Below are 21,005 nucleotides of genomic sequence, written 5' to 3'. Positions count from 1 at the left end.
GCTAGTTCTTCGGGAACTTCAGCTTCGACAAATCGATGTCGGCCAATCCCGGCGGCAGCTCGTCGAGCCCCTTCGGCATGTTCGACAGGTCGGGGAAACCGGCGGGCAGACCGGGCATTCCTGCGCCGAGCGGATTGCGCGGCGGCGTGGGCCCCCTGTTGCCCTTTTTCTTACCCGCCTGCTTGTTCTTGCCCTTGCCACCGGACTTGCGGGAGTTCTTGCGGCCGAACGGCATTCCCATCTGCCCGGCCATCTGCGACATCATCTTGCGCGCCTCGAAGAACCGGTCGACGAGCTGGTTCACCTCGGCGACGGTGACGCCGGAGCCGTTGGCGATGCGCAACCGGCGCGAAGCGTTGATGATCTTCGGGTCCTCGCGCTCCTGAGGAGTCATGCCGCGGATGATCGCCTGCACGCGGTCGAGCTGGCTGTCGTCGACGGCGGCCAACGCGTCCTTCATCTGGCCGGCGCCGGGCAGCATGCCGAGTAGGTTGCCGATCGGTCCCATCTTGCGGATCGCGAGCATCTGCTCGAGGAAGTCCTCCAGCGTGAGCTCACCGCTGCCGATCTTGGCTGCGGTGGCCTCGGCCTGCGCGGCGTCGAAAACCTGCTCGGCCTGTTCGATGAGGGTGAGCACGTCACCCATGCCCAGGATGCGGCTGGCCATCCGGTCGGGATGGAAGACGTCGAAGTCTTCGAGCTTCTCGCCCGCCGACGCGAACATGATCGGCTGACCCGTGACTTCACGCACCGACAGCGCAGCACCACCGCGGGCGTCGCCATCGAGCTTGGTCAGCACGACACCGGTGAAGCCGACCCCCTCGCGGAACGCGTCGGCCGTGGTGACGGCATCCTGACCGATCATCGCGTCGAGGACGAACAGCACCTCGTCGGGGTTGACGGCGTCGCGGATCGCGGCGGCCTGAGCCATCAGCTCCTGATCGATACCGAGCCGGCCCGCGGTGTCGACGATGACGACGTCGTAGTGCTTGGACTTCGCCTCGGCGAGGCCCGCGGCGGCCACCGACACCGGATCGCCAGTGGCCATCTGCTCGATCGTGACGCCGTCCGGGGACACACCGGGATGCGGGGCGAACACGTGCACGCCGGCACGCTCACCGACGATCTGCAGCTGGTTGACGGCGCCGGGGCGTTGCAGGTCGCAGGCCACCAGCAGCGGCGTATGCCCTTGCGCCTTGAGCCATCTCGCGAGCTTTCCGGCCAGCGTCGTCTTACCCGAACCCTGCAGGCCCGCCAGCATGATGACCGTCGGTGGGTTCCTCGCGAACGAGAGCTGACGCGTTTCGCCACCGAGGATCGCGATGAGCTCCTCGTTGACGATCTTGACGACCTGTTGCGCGGGGTTGAGCGCCCCGGACACCTCCGCGCCCTTGGCGCGGTCCTTGATGCGGGAGATGAACTCGCGGACGACGGGCAGCGAGACGTCGGCCTCGAGCAACGCCAGTCGGATCTCGCGCGCGGTGGCATCGATGTCGGCGTCAGTCAGCCGACCCTTGCCCCGCAGGCCGGAGAGGGCACCGGTCAACCGGTCGGACAGGGATTCAAACACGAGGGCAAGCCTATCGCGGCTGGCCGCACCGCCTCGATAGCCGCCTGGCCTGGGCGGTCAACCGTTCTGGATGATGTCGCGGGCGATCGCGACGGCCCGGTCGATGGGCACCGCGAACCCGATGCCGATGCTGCCGGCCTCCGGCCCGCCCACCGTGGCGATCGCGGTGTTCATGCCGATGACCTGACCGTCGAGATTGGCCAGCGGACCGCCGGAATTGCCCGGGTTGATCGACGCATCCGTCTGCAGCAATTGCTGCGCAGGATTCGGCCCCAGCCGCGCCGTCCGATCCACGGCGCTGATGATGCCCGCGGTGACGGTGCTGTTGAGGCCCAGCGGGGCACCGACCGCGATGACGGGCGCACCGATCGCCAGACCCTCGCTGACACCGAGCGCCGCGGGAGGCGGCGGCGTGCCCGACACCTCCAGCACGGCGACGTCGGTCGCGGGATCGGAGCCGACCACCCGCGCGGGACTGCGGCGGCCGTCGGCCATCCGCACCGCGACCCGCGAATAGCCTTCGATCACATGGCTGTTCGTCATGATCCGGCCCTGATCGTCGATCGCGAACCCCGATCCGATGCTGTTGCCCGCGCTGATCTGCACGACGCTGGGCAGCAACGCCTGCGATGCGCCCTGCATGGTGCCGCCGGGTGCAGGCGCCGAAGGCGCGGGCGAACTCTGCCGGATCACCGTCGCGCGGCCGGCGTCGGCGGCGAGGAATCCGGCGCCTCCCCCGGCCGCCGCACCGGTCAGCAGGCAGGCGCCGATGAGCAGCGCCGACATTCGAGGACGCCGGGGCGCCGCCGGTACCGCGAGGGGGTCAGGTACCGGCGGCGCGGTCTGTGGGGGTGGGTCGACGCGGATCCGGGTCGGCACGACGGGTGGGCCCGGCGGCAGGAACGACGGTCCCGCGGGCCTGCCACCCAGGTCGAACCGTTGATCGAAGGTCATGGGTGCTCCTGTCAGACGAGACGGGCGAACCAGCGCATGGACAGGGCCGCGGCCACGATGCCGCAGGCCAGCGCGATACCGGCGACGAACGGGGTCACCTCGCGCCATTCGGTGCGCCAGCCGATGGAGGATCCGATGTCGCGGTACACGGCTTCGAGTTCGTCGCTGCTCGCCGCCGAATAGGCGATACCGCCGGTGCTCTCCGCCAGCGTCGTCAGAGTCTCGGCGTCGACGGGCACCGGGACCTCGTAGCCTCCGCTGCTGAACACACCGTCGGGCGTGCCGTACGCGATCGTCGAGACCGGGACGCCGGCCGCCACCGCCGCGAGTGCGGCCGCGTCGGTGTCGCGGCCACTGGTATTGGTGCCGTCCGACAGCAGCACGATGTGTGCTGGCACCCGGTCCTGACCCTCCTCGGGCTCCTGCGTGATCGCCAGGATCTGATCCAGCGACGTGAACACGCCTTCCCCGATCGCGGTACGCGACTGCGTCGTCAGCGTCTGCAGGCTGGACTTGGCCGTGGCGCGGTCGGTGTCGGGGGCGTGCGCCACGGTTGTCGTCCCGGCGAACGTCACGACTCCGACGTTGAACGTCGCCGGGAGTTGGTCGATGAAGTCTCCCGCGGCGGCGACGGCCGCGGTCAACCTGTCCGGGCTGACATCTTCGGCGCGCATCGATTCCGACGTGTCGATCGCGACGACGATGGTGGCGCGTTCGTAGGGCACCCGCACGGGCATCTCCGGACGGGCGACCGCCAGTGCGCACAGCGTCAGCGCGGCGAGCAGGAACACCGCGGGCAGATGCCGTCGCCATTTCGGCCGCTCCGGAATCACTTTCTCCAACAACGGAAGTGCCGCATAGCGGACGGCGTAGCGTTGCCTGCGCCGGACGGTGACGAGGTATGTGGCAGCAAGAAGCGCGACCGGCACCAGCATCAGAAGGCCGAGCGGGAACAGGAACGTCATCGGCGCACCGGGCCTCTCCCCCGGCGCAGCGTGCGCTGTCGTTCGCGCAGGAACTTCGCCAGATCGCGGATCCAGTCGCCGGCGGTGCTCGCCCGCAGATGGTCGGCACCGGAGGCCGAGATCGCCGCGGCCACCGCGTTGCGGTGTTCGGCGGCCGCGTCGCGGTATCGGCGGCGCAGCCGTTCGTCGGACGTCCACACCTGGCGCTGGCGTCCCGATTCGGGATCGACGAGCACCACCGCGCCGACGTCGGGCAGCTCAAGTTCACGCGGGTCGAGAATCTCCACGGCGACGACGTCGTGGCGCGCCGCCAGCCGGCGCAATGGGGTCTGCCAGTCGAAGGGCGCTTCGTTGGCGCCGCCGGGATCGAGGAAGTCCGACACGACGACGCGCAAGCCGGGCCCGCCTCGGCGGGCCCCGAGCGCGGTGAGAGCCTGTGCGAGCGTTGGCGATCCGGCACCCGTTCGGGAAGCGGCGCGGGACAACGTCTGCGGCGCTCTGGACGCCGCGAGCCGCGCGCGCAGCGGCCGATACCACCGGATGCCGTCCGGTCCGAAAGTCTGCAGTCCGACCGTGTTCCCCGGGGCGTCGGTGAGTAGGCCGACCGCGGCGACGATCCGTGCTGCGAGTTCACTCTTCTCGTCCGCGACGGTGCCGAACGCCATGCTCGGTGTCATGTCGACCATCACCTGGGTGTCGAGCCTGTTGTCGGCCCGCGGCCGCCACACGTGCGGCTCGCCGGCGCGGGCGGTGATGTTCCAGTCGATACTGCGCACGTCGTCACCCGGTTGGTAGCGCGACAGCTCCTCGCGCTCGCTGCCGACGCCGAGCCGCATTCCCTCGTACTCTCCGCTGACGATGCTGTCCACCCGTCGGCGTACCGACAGATCCATTGCCCGCCAGGCATTTCCGGAACTCTCGGTCATGACGCGACCTCGGCGAGTTCGTGGCTGTTCGGTGCGATTTGCGGTGGGGCTACGTATTCGAGCACACGGGCGATCACCGACCGGGGGTCGACTCCGTCGGCGACCGCGTCGAACGTCAGCACCAGCCGGTGGGCCAGCACGTCGGGGGCGATGTCGGCGACGTCGGCGGGCAGCACGTAGTCGCGTCCGCGCAACATCGCCAGGGCCCGGCTGGCCGACAGCAGGCCGAGAGAGCCGCGCGGGCCGATCCCGTAGTCGAGCACGCTCGCGATCGGCGCCGCCCCGTACTCGGCCGGCTCGCGGGTCGCCATCACCAGCCGCACGATGTAGTGGGCCACCGCGTGGTGGACGAAGACCTGCTCGGTGATGCGCTGCAGCCTCAACACGTCGGCGGGCGTCATCAGGTTGCGTGCGGTGGGCGGTTGCGCGCCCATCCTGGCCAGGATGGCGAGTTCTTCGAGCTCGGTGGGGTGTGTCAGGTCGATCTTGAGCAGGAATCGGTCCCGCTGCGCTTCCGGGAGGTGGTAGACACCGTCGGTCTCGATGGGGTTCTGCGTGGCGAGCACGAGGAACGGTTCGGGCAGCCCGAAGGTGCGCCCGCCGATGCTGACCTGCCGCTCCGCCATCGCCTCCAGCAGCGCCGACTGCACCTTCGCGGGTGCGCGGTTGATCTCGTCGGCCAGCACCAGGTTCGCGAAGATCGGGCCCAGCTCGATGTCGAAGGTCTCGGTGGACGGCCGCCACACGCGGGTGCCGATGATGTCGGCGGGCATCAGATCCGGAGTGAACTGCAGACGGTGGAACGTGCCGCCGACGACGGTTGCCGCGGTGCGCACCGCCAGCGTCTTGGCGAGACCGGGGACGCCTTCGAGCAGGACGTGCCCACCGGCCAGCAATCCCACCAGCAGCCGCTCCAGCATCGAGTCCTGGCCCACCACAACATGTTTCATTTCGAACAGGGCCCGCTCGATGAGCGCGCCTGCGCCGTGTTCGCGGTCGTTGTTGCTCATGACCGACAGTTCACCAGCCCGGTGCGAAAACCCCAGGAAACCGGGGCGAAAGTCCACCGAAAGCCAAGTGGTCGGGTTCCCGCGACGGCGCTACCCTCGGCGTATATGCGGATTCTGATCGTCGAGGACGAGGAAGGGCTGGTCAGCGCCCTCCGCATCGGGCTGCAGCGAGAAGGCTATGCCGTCGACGCCGCGATGACCGAAGCGGAGGCGCTCGAACGCCTCACCGTCAACTCCTACGACGTCGCGCTCATCGACGTCAACCTTCCCGACGGCGACGGCCTCGAGCTGGCGCGGCGCCTGCGGGCCGGCGACCTCGCCTCACCGGTAGGGCGAGAGATCCGCATCGTCATGCTGACGGCGCGAGGCACCCTGCCCGACCGGGTCCGGGGTCTCGACGCGGGCGCCGACGACTACATCGTCAAACCGTTCGCGCTGGCCGAACTGACAGCACGCCTGCGGGCCGTGCTGCGCCGAGAGGTATCCGGGGATTCATCGGTGCTGCGACTCGGCGACATCTCCGTCGACACCGCACGCCAGATCGTGCGCCGCGGCCCACGCGAAGTCGACCTGACGCTCAAGGAGTTCTCGGTGCTGCGCTACCTGATGACGCGGCCCGACCACGTGGTGTCGGCAGAGCAGATCCTCGAGCACGTGTGGGACGAGAACGCCGACCCGTTCACCCAGACCGTGCGGGTGACCGTCGGAACGCTGCGCCGCAAGCTGACCGTCGACGGCGAACAACAGGTGCTGCACACTCTCGTCGGCCGCGGCTACCGATTGCGCACTCCCGCAGAGCAGCCTTCGGCGAAATCCTCCTGATGCGCACGATCCGCGTCAGATTGGCGTTGACCACATCACTGTGGCTGTCCGCCATCTCCGCGGTGATCCTTGCCGGCGTGTATTTCGCGCTGTCGGCCACCATCGATGCCGCGCCGCTGGATCCGGTGACGGTCAAGAAGTTCGAGCGCAAGCCCGACGGCACCATGGTCTACCGCGGCGGCGAGAGCTTCCAGGCGGCCGACCTCGAAAGTGTCCAGCGCGCAGTCAATCACTCGACCTTGGAAACGCTGCGGAACTACTCGCTGCTCGCGCTCGGCGTCATCTTCCTGATCAGCCTCGTCGTCGGATGGTTCGTCGCGGGACGCATGCTCCGGCCCGTCGGCGAGATCACCGCAACGGCGCGACGGCTGTCGGCCAGCGACCTCTCGCAGCGGATCAACGCCACCGGGCCGCAGGACGAACTGCGCACCCTGGCCGACACCATCGACGGCATGCTGGACCGGCTCGACGACGCGTTCCGCGCCGAACGCGCACTGGTCGAGGATGTTTCGCACGAACTGCGCAACCCGGTGGCGGTCGTGCAGGCCAACGTCGAAGCAGTCCTCGCCGACGAGCACGCCACCCCGGACGAACGAGCGCACGCGCTCGCCGTCATCTCCCGTGCCACTACGCGGATGTCGCGGCTGCTCGAAGATCTCCTCGCCACGGCCCGGCGCCGATCGGGATCGTTCGCCGACCAGAAGGTCGATCTGCACACCTTCGTCGCCGAGGTCGTCGAAGAACACCGCCTCCTGGCCGGTGAACGGCCGCTGCGACTCACCGCCCGGCTTTCTCCCGGGCCGGTGGTGTACGCCGATCCGGAGTCGCTGGCACGGGCGGTGGCCAACCTGCTGTCGAACGCAATCCGGCTGGCGCCCAGTGATTCCGAACTGACCGTCGGCAGCGGCAGCACACGGGGCTGGGCATGGATCGCGGTTCGTGACGAGGGCCCCGGAATCGCCGAAGACGATCAGCAGCGGGTGTTCGACCGCTTCCGGCAGGGGCGTACGGCCACCGAAAGAAACGGAGGCCGCGGATCGGGTCTGGGTCTTGCGATCGCCAGGCAGATCGTCGAGAGCCACGAAGGCAAGATGTCGTTGTTCAGCGCTCTCGGCGCCGGAAGCACGTTTGTGATCTGGCTTCCCGACCGCGCGATCGCGGACCGGCCGGAACGCAGCGCCCAACCGCCGCAGACCTGTCCGCTCTAGCTCGCCTCGACCTGCGCCGGTGGAGGCGGCGGCGCAGGCAGGACCGCGAACAGCTCACGTTCCAGACTCTGTCGCATCCCACTGTCGTTCTCGGCCAACTCGATTCCGAAGACGTCGACCACCGACGACCCCAGCGTCGTCACCTTCGCCCACGCGATGTCTGCCCCGGCACGCTCGAAGACTCCGGTGAGCACCGCCAGCAGACCGGCACGATCGGTGGCGCGAATCTCGGCCACCAGCTGTCCGACGCCGGCACCGTCGTGCCACAGCACCCGCGGCGGGGCCGTCGGGGCGTTGATCGGGACGGCGGCCCGGACTTCGCCGGCGCGGGCCGTGCTGGCGCTCTCCGCCTCTTTCTTGTCCAACGCCCCCATCACGTCGAGATCGCCGTCGATCGCGAGAATCAGCTGCTGACGCAAGAGCTCGGCCGCCGGCGGCGAGCCGAAATGCGGTGACACGACAAAGCTGTTGATGGCCGAACCTTCATGGCCGTTGACCGAAGCCGAGTGCACGCGCAGCGAGTTCAGGGCCAACACCCCCGCGGCTTTCGACAACAGACCGCGGCTGTCCGGCGCGATCATCGTCACGTTGAAGATGTGGGCGGTGTCGGCGGGTGTCAGCTCGACGTGCACGCGGTCCCCTCCGGCCAGCGAAATGAACCGGGGATCAACGGGATCGGGGTGAGGCAGCGGTTCGCCGGCCATCACCAATCGGCAGCGACGGACGAGTTCTCCGATCAGCGACGCCTTCCAGTCACCCCACACACCCGGGCCGGTCGCCAGCGAGTCGGCCTCGGCAAGCACGTGGAGCAGCTCGAGGACGACGGGGTCGCCGTCGAGCGCCTCGACGACCGCGGCGATGACGGCCGGATCCTGCAGATCCCGTCGAGTGGCGGTGTGCGGCAACAGCAGATGATGGCGCACGACTTTGGACAGGATCGTGATGTCCGACGGCCAGAGCCCGAGGCGGCTGCCAATCTGCTGGGCCAACTCGGCGCCGATGACGCTGTGATCGCCGCCGCGGCCCTTGCCGATGTCGTGGACGAGCGCACCGAGCAGAAGCAGGTCGGGACGCGACACCCTGGTGGTGAAAGCGCTTGCCCGGGACACAGCTTCGACGAGGTGCCGATCCACCGTCCAGATGTGGACGACGTCGCGGGGCGGAAGGTCGCGGACCGCACCCCACTCGGGGAACAGCCGCCCCCAGAGTCCGGTGCGGTCGAGCGCCTCGATGGTGCCGACCGCGGACGGGCCGGCAGCGAGCATCACCAACAGATCCTTGAGTGCCTGCCGCGGCCACGGGGTGCGCAATTCGGGCGCGGCCTCCACAAGCCGGCTCAGCGTCGACGCCGCGATCGGAAGCGCGGTCGTCGCCGATGCGGCCGCCACCCGCAGGATCAAGCCGGGGTCGCGTTCCGGCCTGGCGTCGCGGGCCAGGATCACCTCGCCCGCGAACTCGATGACACCTTCGTCGAGTGGGCGGCGAACCGGGCGCCGCAGCGCGGCCAGGCCTCGGCGGGGCAATGCGTTTGCCGCCGTGCGGATCCCGGCGTCGACGTAATAGCTGACGGTCCTCGCCGCGTCGGAGAGCATGCGCGCCAGGTCGAAACGGTCGCCGATGCGCAGCGAGGCGCCGATCTCGTCGGCGTGCTGAGCGAGCAGCAGCTCGCGGCCGCGGCCCGCCACCCGGTGGAGCTCGGTGCGGACGTTGAGCAGCGAAAGGTGTGCTTCGCCGAGGGTTTCGGTGGGTGAGGCCAGCGACCGGCTGGGGTACACGTCGGCCAGCTGGGCGATGGCGAGTGCGTTGAGCAGTTGAACGTCCCGCAGACCGCCCCTGCCGCACTTGAGGTCCGGCTCGGCGCGGTGTGCGATCTGGCCGCTGCGCTTCCAGCGCGCCTCTGTGTGCGCGACGAGTTCGTCGAAGCGGGGCGCGATTCCGGTGCGCCACTGACGGCGCGCACCCCCGATGAGCAACGACGACAGGTCACTGTCACCGGCGATGTGGCGCGCCTCCAGCATCGCCAGCCCTGCGGACATGTCCTCGCCGGCGACCCGGAGCGCCTCTGCCACGGTGCGCACGCTGTGGTCCATGCGAATGTTGGCGTCCCACAACGGATACCACAACAGCTCGGCGACTTCGCTGACGGCCTCGGCAGGCATGTTGTCGTGCAGAAGCATCAGATCGAGATCGGAGTACGGAAGCAGCTCACCCCTGCCGAGGCTGCCGGTGGCGACGATCGCGAAGCCACTGGTCGGGGTAATACCGATCTCGGTTGCCTTTGTGGTGAGCCAGAAGTCGTGCAGATCGAGCAGCGCGTCCCGCAGTGCGGCCGAGTCGAGTTGGCGTGCACTGCCGCTCAGCAGCTGCTCGGCGGCGGCGACGAGATCGGTTGCCGGACGGGACGAGACCGCCGCCGGACGCTCCCAACGGGAAGCGCCGGCGGCGGGCTGCGACTTCGAATCCTTCATGAGTTGTCCTCCCGGCACTTGACGATCCAGCATTCACACGGCCCAACTGCCGGGAGACGACCTCTCATTCCACGATACGGCTCAAAGGGCATCGGCCCCGCGCTCGCCGGTACGCACCCGGACGACGGTTTCGACCGGGCTGACCCAGACCTTCCCGTCGCCGATCTTGCCGGTGCGGGCGGCCTGGACGATGACGTCGACAACCTTGTCCACCGCGGCGTCGTCCACGACGACCTCCACGCGGACCTTCGGGACGAAATCGACCGAGTATTCCGCGCCGCGGTAGACCTCGGTGTGTCCCTTCTGACGGCCGTAGCCCTGTACCTCACTGACTGTCATACCGAGGATGCCCGTCTGCTCAAGGCCGGTCTTGACGTCCTCCAGCGTGAACGGCTTGACGATCGCAGTAATCAACTTCATGTGTAGATGATCCCTTCCGGTGAAAGTGTCGCCGGTCAGGCGAGCTCGTAAGCCGTTTCGGCGTGTTCGGTCTCATCGATACCAGTGTCCTCATCCTCCTGGGACACCCGCCAGCCCAAAGGCTTGACGACGAACGCGATGATCGCGGTCATGATCGCGGTGAAAACGAGTGCTACCAGCGCAATCACCGCCTGCACCACCAGCTGCTGAACGCCGCCGCCGTAGAACAGGCCGGTTTCGGTGGCCAGGAAGCCGATGCCGATGGTGCCCCACAGGCCCGCCACGAGGTGCACGCCCACGACGTCGAGCGAATCGTCGTAGCCGAACTTGTACTTCAGCGCGATGGCCAGCGCCGAGAGCACACCGGCGACCGCACCGAGGATCAGCGAGCCGATGGCGCTGAGCGAGCCACAGGCAGGCGTGATCGCGACCAGACCCGCGACGATGCCGGACGCGGCTCCGACGCTGGTGGCGTGGCCGTCACGAATGCGCTCCACGAGAAGCCAGCCCAGCATCGCGGCGGCGGTGGCCGCGGTCGTGTTGACCCAGACCGCACCGGCGAGCATGTCGGCAGCGCCCTCAGAGCCCACGTTGAAGCCGAACCATCCGAACCACAGGATCGCTGCACCCAGCATCACGAACGGGATGTTGTGCGGGCGGTACGGGGTTTTGCCGAAGCCGGCCCGCTTGCCCAGCAGGATCGCCAGGACCAAGGCGGCCATGCCTGCGTTGATGTGGACCACGGTGCCGCCGGCGAAGTCGATGGGCGACACGTTGGCTACGCCTTCTTCGTCCACGCCGAAAAGCTTTGCCGCAATGCCGTCTTCGGCGCCCGAGAGCAGACCGCCACCCCAAACCATGTGCGACAGCGGGAAGTACACGAGAGTGACCCAGATGCCGCCGAAGACCAGCCACGTTCCGAACTTCATCCGCTCGGCCACCGCACCGCTGATCAGCGCGACGGTGATGACGGCGAACGTCAGCTGGAAGGCGACCCACACGATGGCGGGCACCGTGCCGAATCCACCGAGGACGAACGTGTCGACGCCGTCGATCTCGCGGACTTCCGTCAACTGGCTCACCCCGAACAACGCAAAGGGGTTGTCGAACACGCCGAAGTAGTCACTTTCGCCGGTGTGCGCCGAGGCGAAGGACATCGAGTAGCCCCACAGCACGTAGATGACGCTGACGACACCGATGGAGCCGAACGACATCATCATCATGTTGAGGACGGACTTCTGGCGCGACAGACCGCCGTAGAAGAACGCCAGGCCCGGTGTCATGAACAACACCAGCGCGGCAGACGTGAGCACCCAGGCTGTATCGCCCGCGCTCAGGCCCTCTGGCCCGAACGGCAGAAACGATTCGTCTGGTAACGCGGCCAGCAGTGTCTCTGGCAAGGCTGAAACCACTTTGTGTGAACCTCCTTGGGATGACGGCCGACCATGATCGGCCTCCCGAAGAGACTCTTTTGCAAGCGTTTCACCTGTGATTCTGTTGTGTTTCACCCAGGTGAACGGACGCGCCTATGTCGTTACGCTCATGTTTCATCAGGCACGAGGCGCAAATTTTCGCTCTGGCACAGCGAAATTCGGGCCTCAGCCAAGCAGTGCATCGACGAATGCCGACGGCTCGAACGGCGCCAGATCGTCCGGGCCCTCGCCCAGACCGACCAGTTTGACGGGCACGCCGAGTTCTTGTTGGACGCGGAACACGATGCCGCCCTTGGCCGTCCCGTCCAGTTTGGTCAGCACCACGCCGGTGATGTTGACGACCTCGGCGAACACCCGCGCCTGCGGCAGGCTGTTCTGACCGATCGTGGCGTCGAGCACCAGCAGGACCTCGTCGACCTCGGCGCGCTTGCCGACGACGCGTTTGACCTTGCCCAGTTCGTCCATGAGCCCCGTCTTGGTGTGGAGCCGTCCCGCGGTGTCGATGACGACAACGTCGGCGCCCGCAGCGATACCCGTGTCGACGGCGTCGAACGCGACCGACGCCGGGTCCGCCCCTTCGGGCCCACGGACCACCTGCGCTCCGACCCGGACCGCCCACGACTGAAGCTGGTCGGCGGCCGCGGCACGGAACGTGTCCGCCGCCCCGAGGACGACGCGGCGCCCGTCGGCCACCAGCACGCGGGCGAGCTTGCCGACCGTCGTCGTCTTCCCGGTGCCGTTGACTCCGACCACCAGCAGAACCGACGGCTTGTCGGCGTGTGGGAGCGCCCGGATCGAGCGGTCGAGGTCGGGCTGCAACTCGCTGACCAACACCTCCCGCAGCACGGCGCGCGCATCGGCCTCCGTGCGGACCTTGCTGCTCGCCATCTTGGCCCGCAGGGACGCCACCACCGATTCCGTGACGACGGGCCCCAGGTCGGCGATCAGGAGGGTGTCCTCGACCTCCTCCCAGGAGTCCTCGTCGAGGTCGCCACCGCCGAGCAGGCCCAGCATGCTGCGGCCCAGCGTGTTCTGCGACTTGGACAAACGCCCGCGCAGCCGGTCCAGGCGGCCCTCGGTGGGCGCAATGGCGTCTATCTCGGGTGCGGCGACAGACTGCTCAGGCGCGGGCTCGGGAACCTCGGTGACCGGCTCAGGCGTCTCGACCGGCGGCTCGGGCTCCGGCGCCGCGACGGGCTCCTCCGCCACCGGCGGTTCGGGCAGCCTGACGTCCGCGATGGGGCGTTTGGGCGCGTCCCTGGGGATGGTGGCATCATCGCCCACAGCGGGCAGACCGCTGGTGTCCAGGCGCTCCGGAGCCTTTTCCGGGGCCTTTGGGGGCGCCGATTGCGAGAACGTGATGCTTGACGAGGCGGTATAGCCGCCAGAGCGATCGACGGGAGTGGCAGTGTCAGGAGCCTTGAGGCTGATCTGGCGGCGGCGGAACCGCACCAGGCCCACCACGAGCGCGACGACGAGCAGAACGGCGATGACCGCGATCGCGATCCAGAGACCCTCACTCACCGTGACATTGTGTCAGGGGACATAACCGGTGACGCCTGACCCCGGGTCCGCCCTTCGCCACCGCAAGCGGCGCCACATCGACGTCTGCCTGACCGAGCCGGTCGACTATCAGACGGTCACCACCGGATTCGAACGCGTCCGACTGCCCTACAACGCGCTGACCCAGACCGACCTCGACTGCGTCGACCTCGGAACGGAGTTCCTCGGGTCGCAACTGCGCGCGCCGGTGCTGATCGGGGCCATGACCGGCGGAGCCGAACTCTCCGGCATCATCAACCGCAATCTCGCCGAGGCGGCTCAGCAGCTCGGGATCGGCATGATGCTGGGTTCGCAACGAGTGATGATCGATGACGCCGTGGCCGCGGCGAGCTTCGACGTCCGCGGTGTCGCGCCCGACGTCCTGCTGATCGGCAACATCGGCCTCGCCCAATTGCAGACCGCGACCGTCCCGCGGCTCGCGTCAACGCTGGAGCGGGTCGGCGCCAACGCCCTTGCGGTGCACACCAATCCGCTCCAGGAGGCGATGCAGCACAACGGCGACACCGACTTCTCGGGATCGATGGCACGGCTGCGTGACGTCGCCGGGTCGACCGGCTACCCCGTGATGCTCAAAGAGGTGGGCCACGGAATCGGAGCGGCCGCGGCCGCCCAACTCGTCGACTGCCCGGTCGCGGCGATCGATGTCGCGGGTGCGGGCGGAACGTCCTGGGCCCGCATCGAACAGTTCGTCCGTTACGGCGAGGTGCGCTACCCGGCGCTCGCCGAATGGGGCATCCCGACCGCGCAGGCACTCACCGAAGTCAAGGAGCTACTGCCCGACGTTCCGCTCGTCGCATCAGGCGGGATCCGCACCGGCATGGATGCCGCCAAGGCCCTCGCGATGGGCGCAGAGGTGGTGGCCATCGCCCGCCCGCTACTGGCCCCGGCCGTGGAATCTGCTGCCGCCGTGGTGGATTGGCTTCAGGCGTTTCTCGAAGAGCTGCTGGTCTGCCTGCACGGCTGCGGCGCGGCCGACCTCGCCGGACTGCGCGAACGCGGTGTGACGACGATCTGAGATCTCCTTCACCGAGTGTGCGGTGAGGGCGGAAAATCACCGGAACTTCCGCCCTGTGCGCACGTTCGGCGTGGGAGTAAGCCTAGGAGGGGACCGCGACGAGTTCCTGGCCGCGCATGCGCTGAGAGATCACCGTCGTGATGCCGTCGCCGCGCATCGTCACGCCGTACAGCGCGTCGGCGATCTCCATCGTCGGCTTCTGGTGCGTGATGACGATGAGCTGCGATACCTCGCGCAGTTGCTCGAAGAGGCTGATCAGACGTCGCAGGTTGACGTCGTCGAGCGCGGCTTCGACCTCGTCCATGACGTAGAACGGTGAGGGCCGCGCCCGGAAGATCGCGACCAGCATCGCCACCGCGGTCAACGACTTCTCGCCACCGGACAGCAGCGAAAGCCGCTTGATCTTCTTGCCCGGCGGACGGGCCTCCACCTCGATGCCGGTGGTCAGCATGTCGCCCGGGTTGGTGAGCAGCAGCCTGCCCTCGCCGCCGGGGAACAGCGTCGAGAAGACCTGGGTGAATTCACGTTCGACGTCCATGTAGGCCTCGGTGAAGACCTGCAGGATCCGCGTGTCGACCTCGGCGATGACGTCGAGAAGATCTTTACGGGCGGCCTTGACGTCTTCGAGCTGGGTCGACAGGAAGTTGTAGCGTTCCTCCAGCGCGGCGAACTCTTCCAGCGCAAGGGGATTCACGCGGCCGAGCTCTTTGAGTTCCTTCTCGGCGCGCTTGGCCCGCCGCTCCTGGGTGGACCTGTCGTAGGGCATCGGCGCAGGCGCGGTGACCTGCTCGCCGCGCTCCTTCGCCTGCTCGTACTCGGCCATCTCCAGTTCCGACGGCGGCAGCGCGACATCGGGGCCGTACTCGGCGATGAGGTCGGCGACAGCCATGCCGAACTGCTCGAGCACCTGTTCTTCCAGCTGCTCGATGCGAAGTGCCGCTTGCGCTTTGGCGACCTCGTCGCGATGCAGCGCATCGGTGAGGGCAGTGATGCGGGTGGTGAGTTCGTTGACCTCTTCTCGCGCCTTGGTCAGCGCGCCCGCACGGACCTGACGTTCGGCGGCGACCTCGTCGCGGATCCGGGACGCCACGGCGACCGCCTCGCTCAGTCGTCGCGCGACGATTCGGCCCGACTCGGCGACGGCGGCAGCCACTGCGGCCGCGTGCACCCTGGCCTCGCGAGCCCGCTGCGCCCGTGCCCGCGAATCGCGCTCGGCGACGGCGGCGCGGCGCAATGAATCAGCGCGCCCGCGAACCGCATTGGCGCGTTCCTCGGCGGTGCGCACCGACAACCGGGCTTCCACTTCGGCCGAGCGCGCAGCTTCGGCGGCGGCCGTGAACTCGGTCCTATCGACGACCTCGGCGTCGAACGTGGGCTCCTGTTGCGCGTAGTGCAGCCGCGACTCCAACTCCGCGAGCTCCTCGACCGTACGGTTACGGCTCGCCTCCAGCTCGTCGCGCTGCTTGATCAGCCGCTGCCACTCGTCGTCGGCCGCACGAGCGTCCTGCCCGAGCCGTCCCAGCTGTTCGTAGATGGACGAGATCGCGGCATCGGACTCGTTGAGCGCGGCCAGTGCCTGTTCGGCGGCGTCCTGGCGAGCGGATTGTTCGTCCAGTGCACCCGACAGTGCGGCCGACAACTCCCCCGTCTGCCGCTCGGCGTCGGTGAGTTCGTTACGGGCCTTGTCGACCTCGGACTGGATCTCCAGCGTGCTGGGCTTGCGATCGGATCCGCCGCTGACCCAGCCCGCCCCCACGAGGTCACCGTCGGCAGTGACCGCACGCAACTGTGGCTGGGCCGCAACGAGTTCCAGCGCCGCAGCAAGATCGCCGACAACCGCCACACCAGCCAGCATCGCCCGCACGGCACCCAGCACGCGGGGTTCCGGCTCCACGAGATCCACCGCCCACAGCGCACCGGCAGGCAGCTGTCCTGCGACCGGCGACTGAGAGGGCCAGTCCCCCAGCACGATCGCCGCCCGGCCACCGTCGGACTCCTTCAGCGCGGCGACTGCGGCGCGCGCGGCACCGGAGTTCTCCGCGGCGACCGCATCCGCCGCGGCGCCGAGCACCGCCGCGATCGCCGATTCGTGACCGGGGCGGACCTTGACCAGGTTGGCGATCGATCCGAAAAGTCCTGCGCCACTGCGGTTTTCCTGCAACCAGGCGGCACCGTCCTTGCGGTCGAGACCGACCGACAGCGCGTCGATACGCGCCTGAAGCGAGGCGACCAGGCGCTCGGCGGCGCGCTCCCCCGACTGAAGCTCGGTGACACGTTCGTCGGCGAGCCGCAGCGCACTCACCGTCCGGTCATGGTGCTCGTCCAGACCGACTTCGCCCGCGTCGAGCTCACTGACGCGGCTCTGCACCGTCTCGAACTCGGCTTGGGTCTGCTGGGCGCGGGTCGCGGCCTCGTCGATGTTGGCGGTCAGCCGCGCGACCGTCTCGTCGACCGACTCCACGCGGGTGCGCATGGTGTCGACCTGGCCGGACAACCGGGCCAGCCCTTCCCTGCGGTCCGCCTCGGCACGGGCAGCGGCCATGTGCGCGCGCTCGGCGTCCGCAGCCGCCTGCTCACGCTCGGACAGCTCGGCGCGCGCCGATTCGAGGCGGGCCTGCGATTCGGCCAGCTCCTCGAGCAGCTGGCGCTCCTGCTCGGCAACCTCGTCGGCCTGGGCCTCCAGTTCGTCCGGGTCGGGCCCGGCCGAGAAATCCGGCTCGGAGTCGAGGTGCTGGGCGCGTTCGCTAGCGATGCGCACCGTGGCTCCGACGCGCTCGGCCAGAGCCGACAGCCGGAACCAGCGCTGTTGCGCCGCGTCGGCACGCTCGCTGAGATCCTCGACGGCGCTCTCGTGGGCGTCGAGCTCCGCAGCCCTGGCCTCGAGCCGCTCGCTGAGCTCGTCGTGCTCGCGGCGCAGCGTCGTTTCGGCCTGGTTGGTGTCGTCGAACTCGGCCTTGCGGCTGACGAGGTCATCGGCGGCCAGCCGTAGCCGCGAGTCACGCAGGTCGGCCTGGATGGTCTGGGCGCGGCGGGCCATCTCGGCCTGGCGACCGAGCGGTTTGAGCTGCCGGCGCAGCTCGGTGGTCAGATCCGTCAGGCGCGCCAGGTTGGCCGACATCGAGTCGAGCTTGCGGACAGCCTTTTCCTTGCGCTTGCGGTGCTTGAGGACGCCAGCCGCCTCTTCGATGAAGGCGCGCCGGTCCTCGGGCCGCGATTCCAGGATCTCGGAGAGCTTGCCCTGCCCGACGATGACGTGCATCTCGCGGCCGATGCCGGAGTCGGACAGCAGCTCCTGCACATCCATCAAACGGCAACTGCTGCCGTTGATTTCGTACTCGCCGGCGCCGTCGCGGAACATCCGCCGGGTGATCGACACCTCGGAGTACTCGATCGGCAGCGCATTGTCGGAGTTGTCGATCGTCAGCGTCACCTCGGCCCGGCCGAGCGGTGCCCGCGAGGACGTGCCGGCGAAGATGACGTCTTCCATCTTCCCGCCGCGCAGCGTCTTGGCGCCCTGCTCGCCCATCACCCACGTCAGCGCGTCGACAACGTTGGACTTTCCGGAGCCGTTGGGACCGACGACGCAGGTGATGCCGGGTTCGAAGCGCAGAGTCGTCGGCGATGCGAAGGACTTGAAGCCCTTCAGCGTCAGACTCTTCAGATGCATGACGCGTTACCCTACCGCCGAGACCGTCACCGCTCGGTGAAGCCGGAGATCGCGTCGGCCGGTTCGGTCCAGTCGGAGATCACCTTGTCGACGTGACCCGGTGTATCGCCGCTTTTCAGCAGCTCAAGCAGCTTTTCGGTGGCTTCTCGCCGCCCCTGCGCGACCACCTGGACGCGCCCGTCGGGTTTGTTCGCCGCGTATCCCGTCAGCCCGAGCTCAAGGGCCCGCGACCGCGTCCACCAGCGGAAACCCACTCCCTGGACGTGTCCGTGCACCCACGCCGTGAGCCGAACATCACTTTGCCCCAAGATCTTTCACCTCAAACGTCACTTCTGTCCCACTCTTTAACGTCCGCCCCACGGTGCACACGGTGTCGATCGCCCGCTCGACCACAGTGAGCAGTCGCGCCTTCTCGTCGGCGCTCAAAGAGGACAGGTCGACCTCGAGCTTCTCTGCGAGCAGCGGGTAGCGCTCCTGCTCGCGATCGGCAGGACCGGACACCCTGATCGTCGTTTCGTAGTCGTCACCCAGTCGGCGGCGCAGCGGCTGGTCGCTCGACATCCCGCTGCACGCCGCGAGCGCGATCTTCATCAGCTCGCCCGGCGTGAACACGCCCTCGACGTCCTCGGAACCCACCAGCACCTCGGCACCTCGCGTGCTACGGCCCGTATAGCGGCGCACCCCGGTGCGCTCCACCCACAAATCGGTCACGCCTATTTGTACAACGCCCCGCGGAATAGCATTCCTGGCTGTCCCAGAGCGCCGATCCGCAACCCGGAATCCTATTCCGCGGTCAGATGCGGGGGCGCGGTTGGCAGCGGGGGCAGTAGAACGACGAGCGGTTCATGAACTTGTCCCGCCGCATGATCGCGCCGCACCGCCGGCACGGCTCGCCTTCGCGACCGTAGGCGTCCAGCGACCGGTCGAAGTACCCCGATTCGCCGTTGACGTTGACGTACAGCGAGTCGAACGACGTGCCGCCCTGCCCGAGCGCGTCGGTCATCACGTCGGCCGCCGCGTCCAGGAGCTGGATGAGCTTGGCCTTCGACACTCCTGAGGCCAGCCGGGCGCCGTTCACCTTGGCCCGCCAGAGCGACTCGTCGGCGTAGATGTTGCCGATCCCGGACACCACGGTCTGATCCAGGAGCTGCCGCTTGATCTCAGAATGCTTGTGCCGCAATACATCAACAACAGCGCGACGATCAAAACGCGGGTCCAGCGGATCACGGGCGATATGGGCCACCGGTTCTGGAACCTCGGTGCCGTCCACGTCGACCAGATCCGCCAGCATCCACCCGCCGAACGTGCGCTGGTCCACAAAGCTCAGCGTGGTGCCGTCGTCGAGCAGCGCCGCGATGCGCAGATGGTTCTCGTTGGGAACGGGACCTAGCAGCATCTGGCCGCTCATCCCTAGATGAACGACCAGCGAGGCCCCGTCACCGAGCGTCAGCCACAGGTACTTACCGCGACGACCGGTCCCGGTGATCGTCGTGTCCAGCAGCCGGGCGGTCAGATCGGCGGGGCCGGCCTCGTGCCTCCGCACCGCCCGCGGATGATGCACGCGCACCGCGGTGATGGTCTTGCCGGTGACGTGCTCGGCCAACCCGCGCCGGACAACCTCGACCTCAGGGAGTTCAGGCATCCGGATGGGCGCGCTTGAGTGCGTTCCACGCGGCAGCGGCGGCCTTGAGCTCGGCCTCTTTCTTCGTCCGGCCCACGCCCCTGCCGTACTCGGTCTCGCCGATGATGACCACGGCGGTGAACTCTTTGTCGTGATCGGGACCGGTGGACGTCACCAGATACGCCGGGGCGCCCAGTGCGAGGGCCGCCGTCAGCTCCTGCAGGCTGCTCTTCCAGTCCAGCCCGGGCCCCCGCGTCGGCGCGGTGTCCAGCAGGTCGGCGAACAAGCGGAGGATGACGTCACGCGCGATCCCGATGCCATGTTCCAAATAGATTGCCCCCAGCAAGGATTCGACACCGTCGGCGAGGATGCTCGACTTGCCGGCACCGCCCGAGTTCTCCTCGCCCTTGCCGAGAAGCAGATAGGCGCCGAGGCCGTGCTCTGTCAGGTGGCGGCCGACGTCGGCCAGCGCCTGGGTGTTGACGATGCTGGCGCGCAGCTTGGCGAGGTCACCTTCGGACCGGTCGGGGTGGCGATAGTAGAGCTCTTCGGTGATCGTCAGCCCGAGCACCGAATCGCCGAGGAACTCGAGGCGTTCGTTGGTGGGGACACCACCGTTTTCGTAGGAGTAGCTGCGATGGGTGAGGGCAGTGGTCAACAGCTCGGCGGGCAACTCGACGCCGAGGGCTTCGAGGAGAAGCGCGCGATCGACCGTCACTGCTTGTCCTCACCGGTCTGGTCCCGCAACTGCGCGAGCTTGGCCCACCGCGGATCGATCTGCTCATGGTGGTGATCGGGCTCCGCATCGATCAGAGGCACACCGCATTCGGTGCACAGACCCGCACAGTCAGGGCTGCACACCGGCGAGAACGGTAGTGCGAGCCCGACGGCATCGACGATCGGCTGCTCGAGGTCGACGGTCTCGGCGCCACCGTCGCGGCCGACGCGCGGCACCTCGTCGGCCTCCGTCGTCTCATCGGTGGCGCTGTCCGGGTAGGCGTACAACTCGGTCAGATCGATCTCGACCTCGCCGCTGACCGGTTTGAGGCAGCGCGCGCATTCGCCCGAGGTCGGCGCCGACACCGTCCCGGTCACCAGCACCCCCTCAGACACCGACTCCAGGCGCAGGTCCAGATCCAGGGGTGCACCTTCGTCGATCGCGATCAGCTCCACGCCGATTCGCGCAGGGCTGGGAACCGTCGAGGTGACGGTGATCATCGAACCCGGACGCCGACCGAGCCGGGAAATATCGATCACCAGCGGCGACCGTGACTTTCGGTGCGCCGCAGCGTTGACGTGCGTCGCCATGTCCGTATCGTACGGTGGGCTCAGCGACGAATTTCTCGCGCGTGCCCGCTCACGA

At 68.2% G+C, this 21,005-nt stretch carries 18 protein-coding genes; 3 read left to right on the top strand and 15 right to left on the bottom strand.

Annotation, left to right across the window (positions count from 1 at the left end; translation table 11 throughout):
• Position 1: 1 nt before the first annotated feature.
• The 5 genes from ffh to P9A17_RS09345 are packed head-to-tail and all read right to left on the bottom strand — an operon-like array spanning position 2 to position 5,425.
• Positions 2–1,570, bottom strand: coding sequence for a signal recognition particle protein (gene ffh, locus P9A17_RS09365; RefSeq protein WP_278038259.1), 1,569 nt, complete (start codon positions 1,568–1,570; stop codon positions 2–4).
• A gap of 57 nt (positions 1,571–1,627) precedes the next feature.
• Positions 1,628–2,524 (bottom strand): trypsin-like peptidase domain-containing protein, encoded by an 897-nt coding sequence (locus tag P9A17_RS09360; protein ID WP_278038258.1) that lies wholly within the window; start codon positions 2,522–2,524, stop codon positions 1,628–1,630.
• A gap of 11 nt (positions 2,525–2,535) precedes the next feature.
• On the bottom strand, positions 2,536–3,489 hold the full coding sequence (locus P9A17_RS09355) for a VWA domain-containing protein (protein WP_278038257.1): 954 nt from the start codon (positions 3,487–3,489) through the stop codon (positions 2,536–2,538).
• Positions 3,486–4,415, bottom strand: coding sequence for a DUF58 domain-containing protein (locus P9A17_RS09350; RefSeq protein WP_278038256.1), 930 nt, complete (start codon positions 4,413–4,415; stop codon positions 3,486–3,488). The genes P9A17_RS09355 and P9A17_RS09350 overlap by 4 nt, the downstream gene beginning before the upstream one ends.
• Complete coding sequence (locus P9A17_RS09345; protein ID WP_278038255.1) at positions 4,412–5,425, bottom strand: MoxR family ATPase; 1,014 nt, start codon at positions 5,423–5,425, stop codon at positions 4,412–4,414. The genes P9A17_RS09350 and P9A17_RS09345 overlap by 4 nt, the downstream gene beginning before the upstream one ends.
• A 105-nt stretch (positions 5,426–5,530) precedes the next feature.
• On the opposite strand from P9A17_RS09345, the gene P9A17_RS09340 reads away from it, so the two are divergent.
• Positions 5,531–6,247 carry a response regulator transcription factor gene (locus tag P9A17_RS09340; RefSeq protein ID WP_278038254.1) on the top strand — a complete coding sequence of 239 codons (717 nt, stop codon included), beginning with the start codon at positions 5,531–5,533 and terminating at the stop codon, positions 6,245–6,247.
• Positions 6,247–7,455, top strand: a complete 1,209-nt coding sequence (locus tag P9A17_RS09335; protein WP_278038253.1) for a HAMP domain-containing sensor histidine kinase — start codon at positions 6,247–6,249, stop codon at positions 7,453–7,455. The genes P9A17_RS09340 and P9A17_RS09335 overlap by 1 nt, the downstream gene beginning before the upstream one ends.
• Here P9A17_RS09335 and P9A17_RS09330 read toward each other — a convergent pair.
• From P9A17_RS09330 to ftsY, 4 genes are all read right to left on the bottom strand, one after another.
• Positions 7,452–9,923, bottom strand: coding sequence for a [protein-PII] uridylyltransferase (locus tag P9A17_RS09330; RefSeq protein WP_278038252.1), 2,472 nt, complete (start codon positions 9,921–9,923; stop codon positions 7,452–7,454). The two genes, P9A17_RS09335 and P9A17_RS09330, sit on opposite strands and share 4 nt — an antisense overlap.
• An 81-nt stretch (positions 9,924–10,004) precedes the next feature.
• Positions 10,005–10,343, bottom strand: coding sequence for a P-II family nitrogen regulator (locus P9A17_RS09325; protein WP_011779408.1), 339 nt, complete (start codon positions 10,341–10,343; stop codon positions 10,005–10,007).
• A 35-nt stretch (positions 10,344–10,378) separates the two neighbouring features.
• Positions 10,379–11,731 (bottom strand): ammonium transporter, encoded by a 1,353-nt coding sequence (locus tag P9A17_RS09320; RefSeq protein WP_278038675.1) that lies wholly within the window; start codon positions 11,729–11,731, stop codon positions 10,379–10,381.
• Between the two features lie 210 nt (positions 11,732–11,941).
• A complete protein-coding gene (gene ftsY / locus P9A17_RS09315; RefSeq protein WP_278038251.1) occupies positions 11,942–13,300 on the bottom strand; it encodes a signal recognition particle-docking protein FtsY in 1,359 nt (452 codons plus the stop codon).
• A gap of 28 nt (positions 13,301–13,328) precedes the next feature.
• Between ftsY and fni the strand changes: the two genes are divergently transcribed.
• Positions 13,329–14,354 (top strand): type 2 isopentenyl-diphosphate Delta-isomerase, encoded by a 1,026-nt coding sequence (fni, locus tag P9A17_RS09310; protein WP_278038250.1) that lies wholly within the window; start codon positions 13,329–13,331, stop codon positions 14,352–14,354.
• An 82-nt stretch (positions 14,355–14,436) separates the two neighbouring features.
• On the opposite strand, the gene smc is transcribed toward fni, so the two are convergent.
• From smc to P9A17_RS09280, 6 genes are all read right to left on the bottom strand, one after another.
• On the bottom strand, positions 14,437–18,021 hold the full coding sequence (smc, locus tag P9A17_RS09305; RefSeq protein WP_278038249.1) for a chromosome segregation protein SMC: 3,585 nt from the start codon (positions 18,019–18,021) through the stop codon (positions 14,437–14,439).
• A gap of 26 nt (positions 18,022–18,047) precedes the next feature.
• Entirely contained in the window at positions 18,048–18,332 is a 285-nt protein-coding gene (locus P9A17_RS09300) for an acylphosphatase (protein ID WP_278038674.1), read from the bottom strand.
• Positions 18,316–18,732 (bottom strand): OsmC family protein, encoded by a 417-nt coding sequence (locus tag P9A17_RS09295; RefSeq protein WP_278038248.1) that lies wholly within the window; start codon positions 18,730–18,732, stop codon positions 18,316–18,318. The genes P9A17_RS09300 and P9A17_RS09295 overlap by 17 nt, the downstream gene beginning before the upstream one ends.
• An 82-nt stretch (positions 18,733–18,814) precedes the next feature.
• The gene (gene mutM, locus P9A17_RS09290; protein WP_278038247.1) at positions 18,815–19,663 is read right to left on the bottom strand and encodes a bifunctional DNA-formamidopyrimidine glycosylase/DNA-(apurinic or apyrimidinic site) lyase; all 849 of its coding nucleotides are present in this window, start codon (positions 19,661–19,663) and stop codon (positions 18,815–18,817) included.
• Positions 19,656–20,360 (bottom strand): ribonuclease III, encoded by a 705-nt coding sequence (gene rnc / locus P9A17_RS09285; protein WP_278038246.1) that lies wholly within the window; start codon positions 20,358–20,360, stop codon positions 19,656–19,658. Before rnc ends, mutM begins: the two co-directional genes overlap by 8 nt.
• Positions 20,357–20,950 (bottom strand): DUF177 domain-containing protein, encoded by a 594-nt coding sequence (locus tag P9A17_RS09280; RefSeq protein ID WP_278038245.1) that lies wholly within the window; start codon positions 20,948–20,950, stop codon positions 20,357–20,359. Before P9A17_RS09280 ends, rnc begins: the two co-directional genes overlap by 4 nt.
• Positions 20,951–21,005: the final 55 nt, after the last annotated feature.

Source organism: Mycobacterium sp. 236(2023) (assembly GCF_029623955.1).
In the GTDB taxonomy this organism is placed as follows: Bacteria; Actinomycetota; Actinomycetes; order Mycobacteriales; family Mycobacteriaceae; genus Mycobacterium.
The sequence above is the reverse complement of the archived record's forward strand: the minus strand, read 5'-3'. Positions and strand labels throughout refer to the sequence as shown.

Bases quoted from the DNA above. Each gene is read 5' to 3' on its own strand.
- smc (WP_278038249.1), bottom strand. From the start codon at position 18,021: ATGCATCTGAAGAGTCTGACGCTGAAGGGCTTCAAGTCCTTCGCATCG.
- P9A17_RS09345 (WP_278038255.1), bottom strand. From the start codon at position 5,425: ATGAGCAACAACGACCGCGAACACGGCGCAGGCGCGCTCATCGAGCGG.
- P9A17_RS09280 (WP_278038245.1), bottom strand. From the start codon at position 20,950: ATGGCGACGCACGTCAACGCTGCGGCGCACCGAAAGTCACGGTCGCCG.
- P9A17_RS09355 (WP_278038257.1), bottom strand. From the start codon at position 3,489: ATGACGTTCCTGTTCCCGCTCGGCCTTCTGATGCTGGTGCCGGTCGCG.
- P9A17_RS09335 (WP_278038253.1), top strand. From the start codon at position 6,247: ATGCGCACGATCCGCGTCAGATTGGCGTTGACCACATCACTGTGGCTG.
- P9A17_RS09330 (WP_278038252.1), bottom strand. From the start codon at position 9,923: ATGAAGGATTCGAAGTCGCAGCCCGCCGCCGGCGCTTCCCGTTGGGAG.
- P9A17_RS09350 (WP_278038256.1), bottom strand. From the start codon at position 4,415: ATGACCGAGAGTTCCGGAAATGCCTGGCGGGCAATGGATCTGTCGGTA.
- P9A17_RS09340 (WP_278038254.1), top strand. From the start codon at position 5,531: ATGCGGATTCTGATCGTCGAGGACGAGGAAGGGCTGGTCAGCGCCCTC.
- mutM (WP_278038247.1), bottom strand. From the start codon at position 19,663: ATGCCTGAACTCCCTGAGGTCGAGGTTGTCCGGCGCGGGTTGGCCGAG.
- P9A17_RS09325 (WP_011779408.1), bottom strand. From the start codon at position 10,343: ATGAAGTTGATTACTGCGATCGTCAAGCCGTTCACGCTGGAGGACGTC.
- P9A17_RS09360 (WP_278038258.1), bottom strand. From the start codon at position 2,524: ATGACCTTCGATCAACGGTTCGACCTGGGTGGCAGGCCCGCGGGACCG.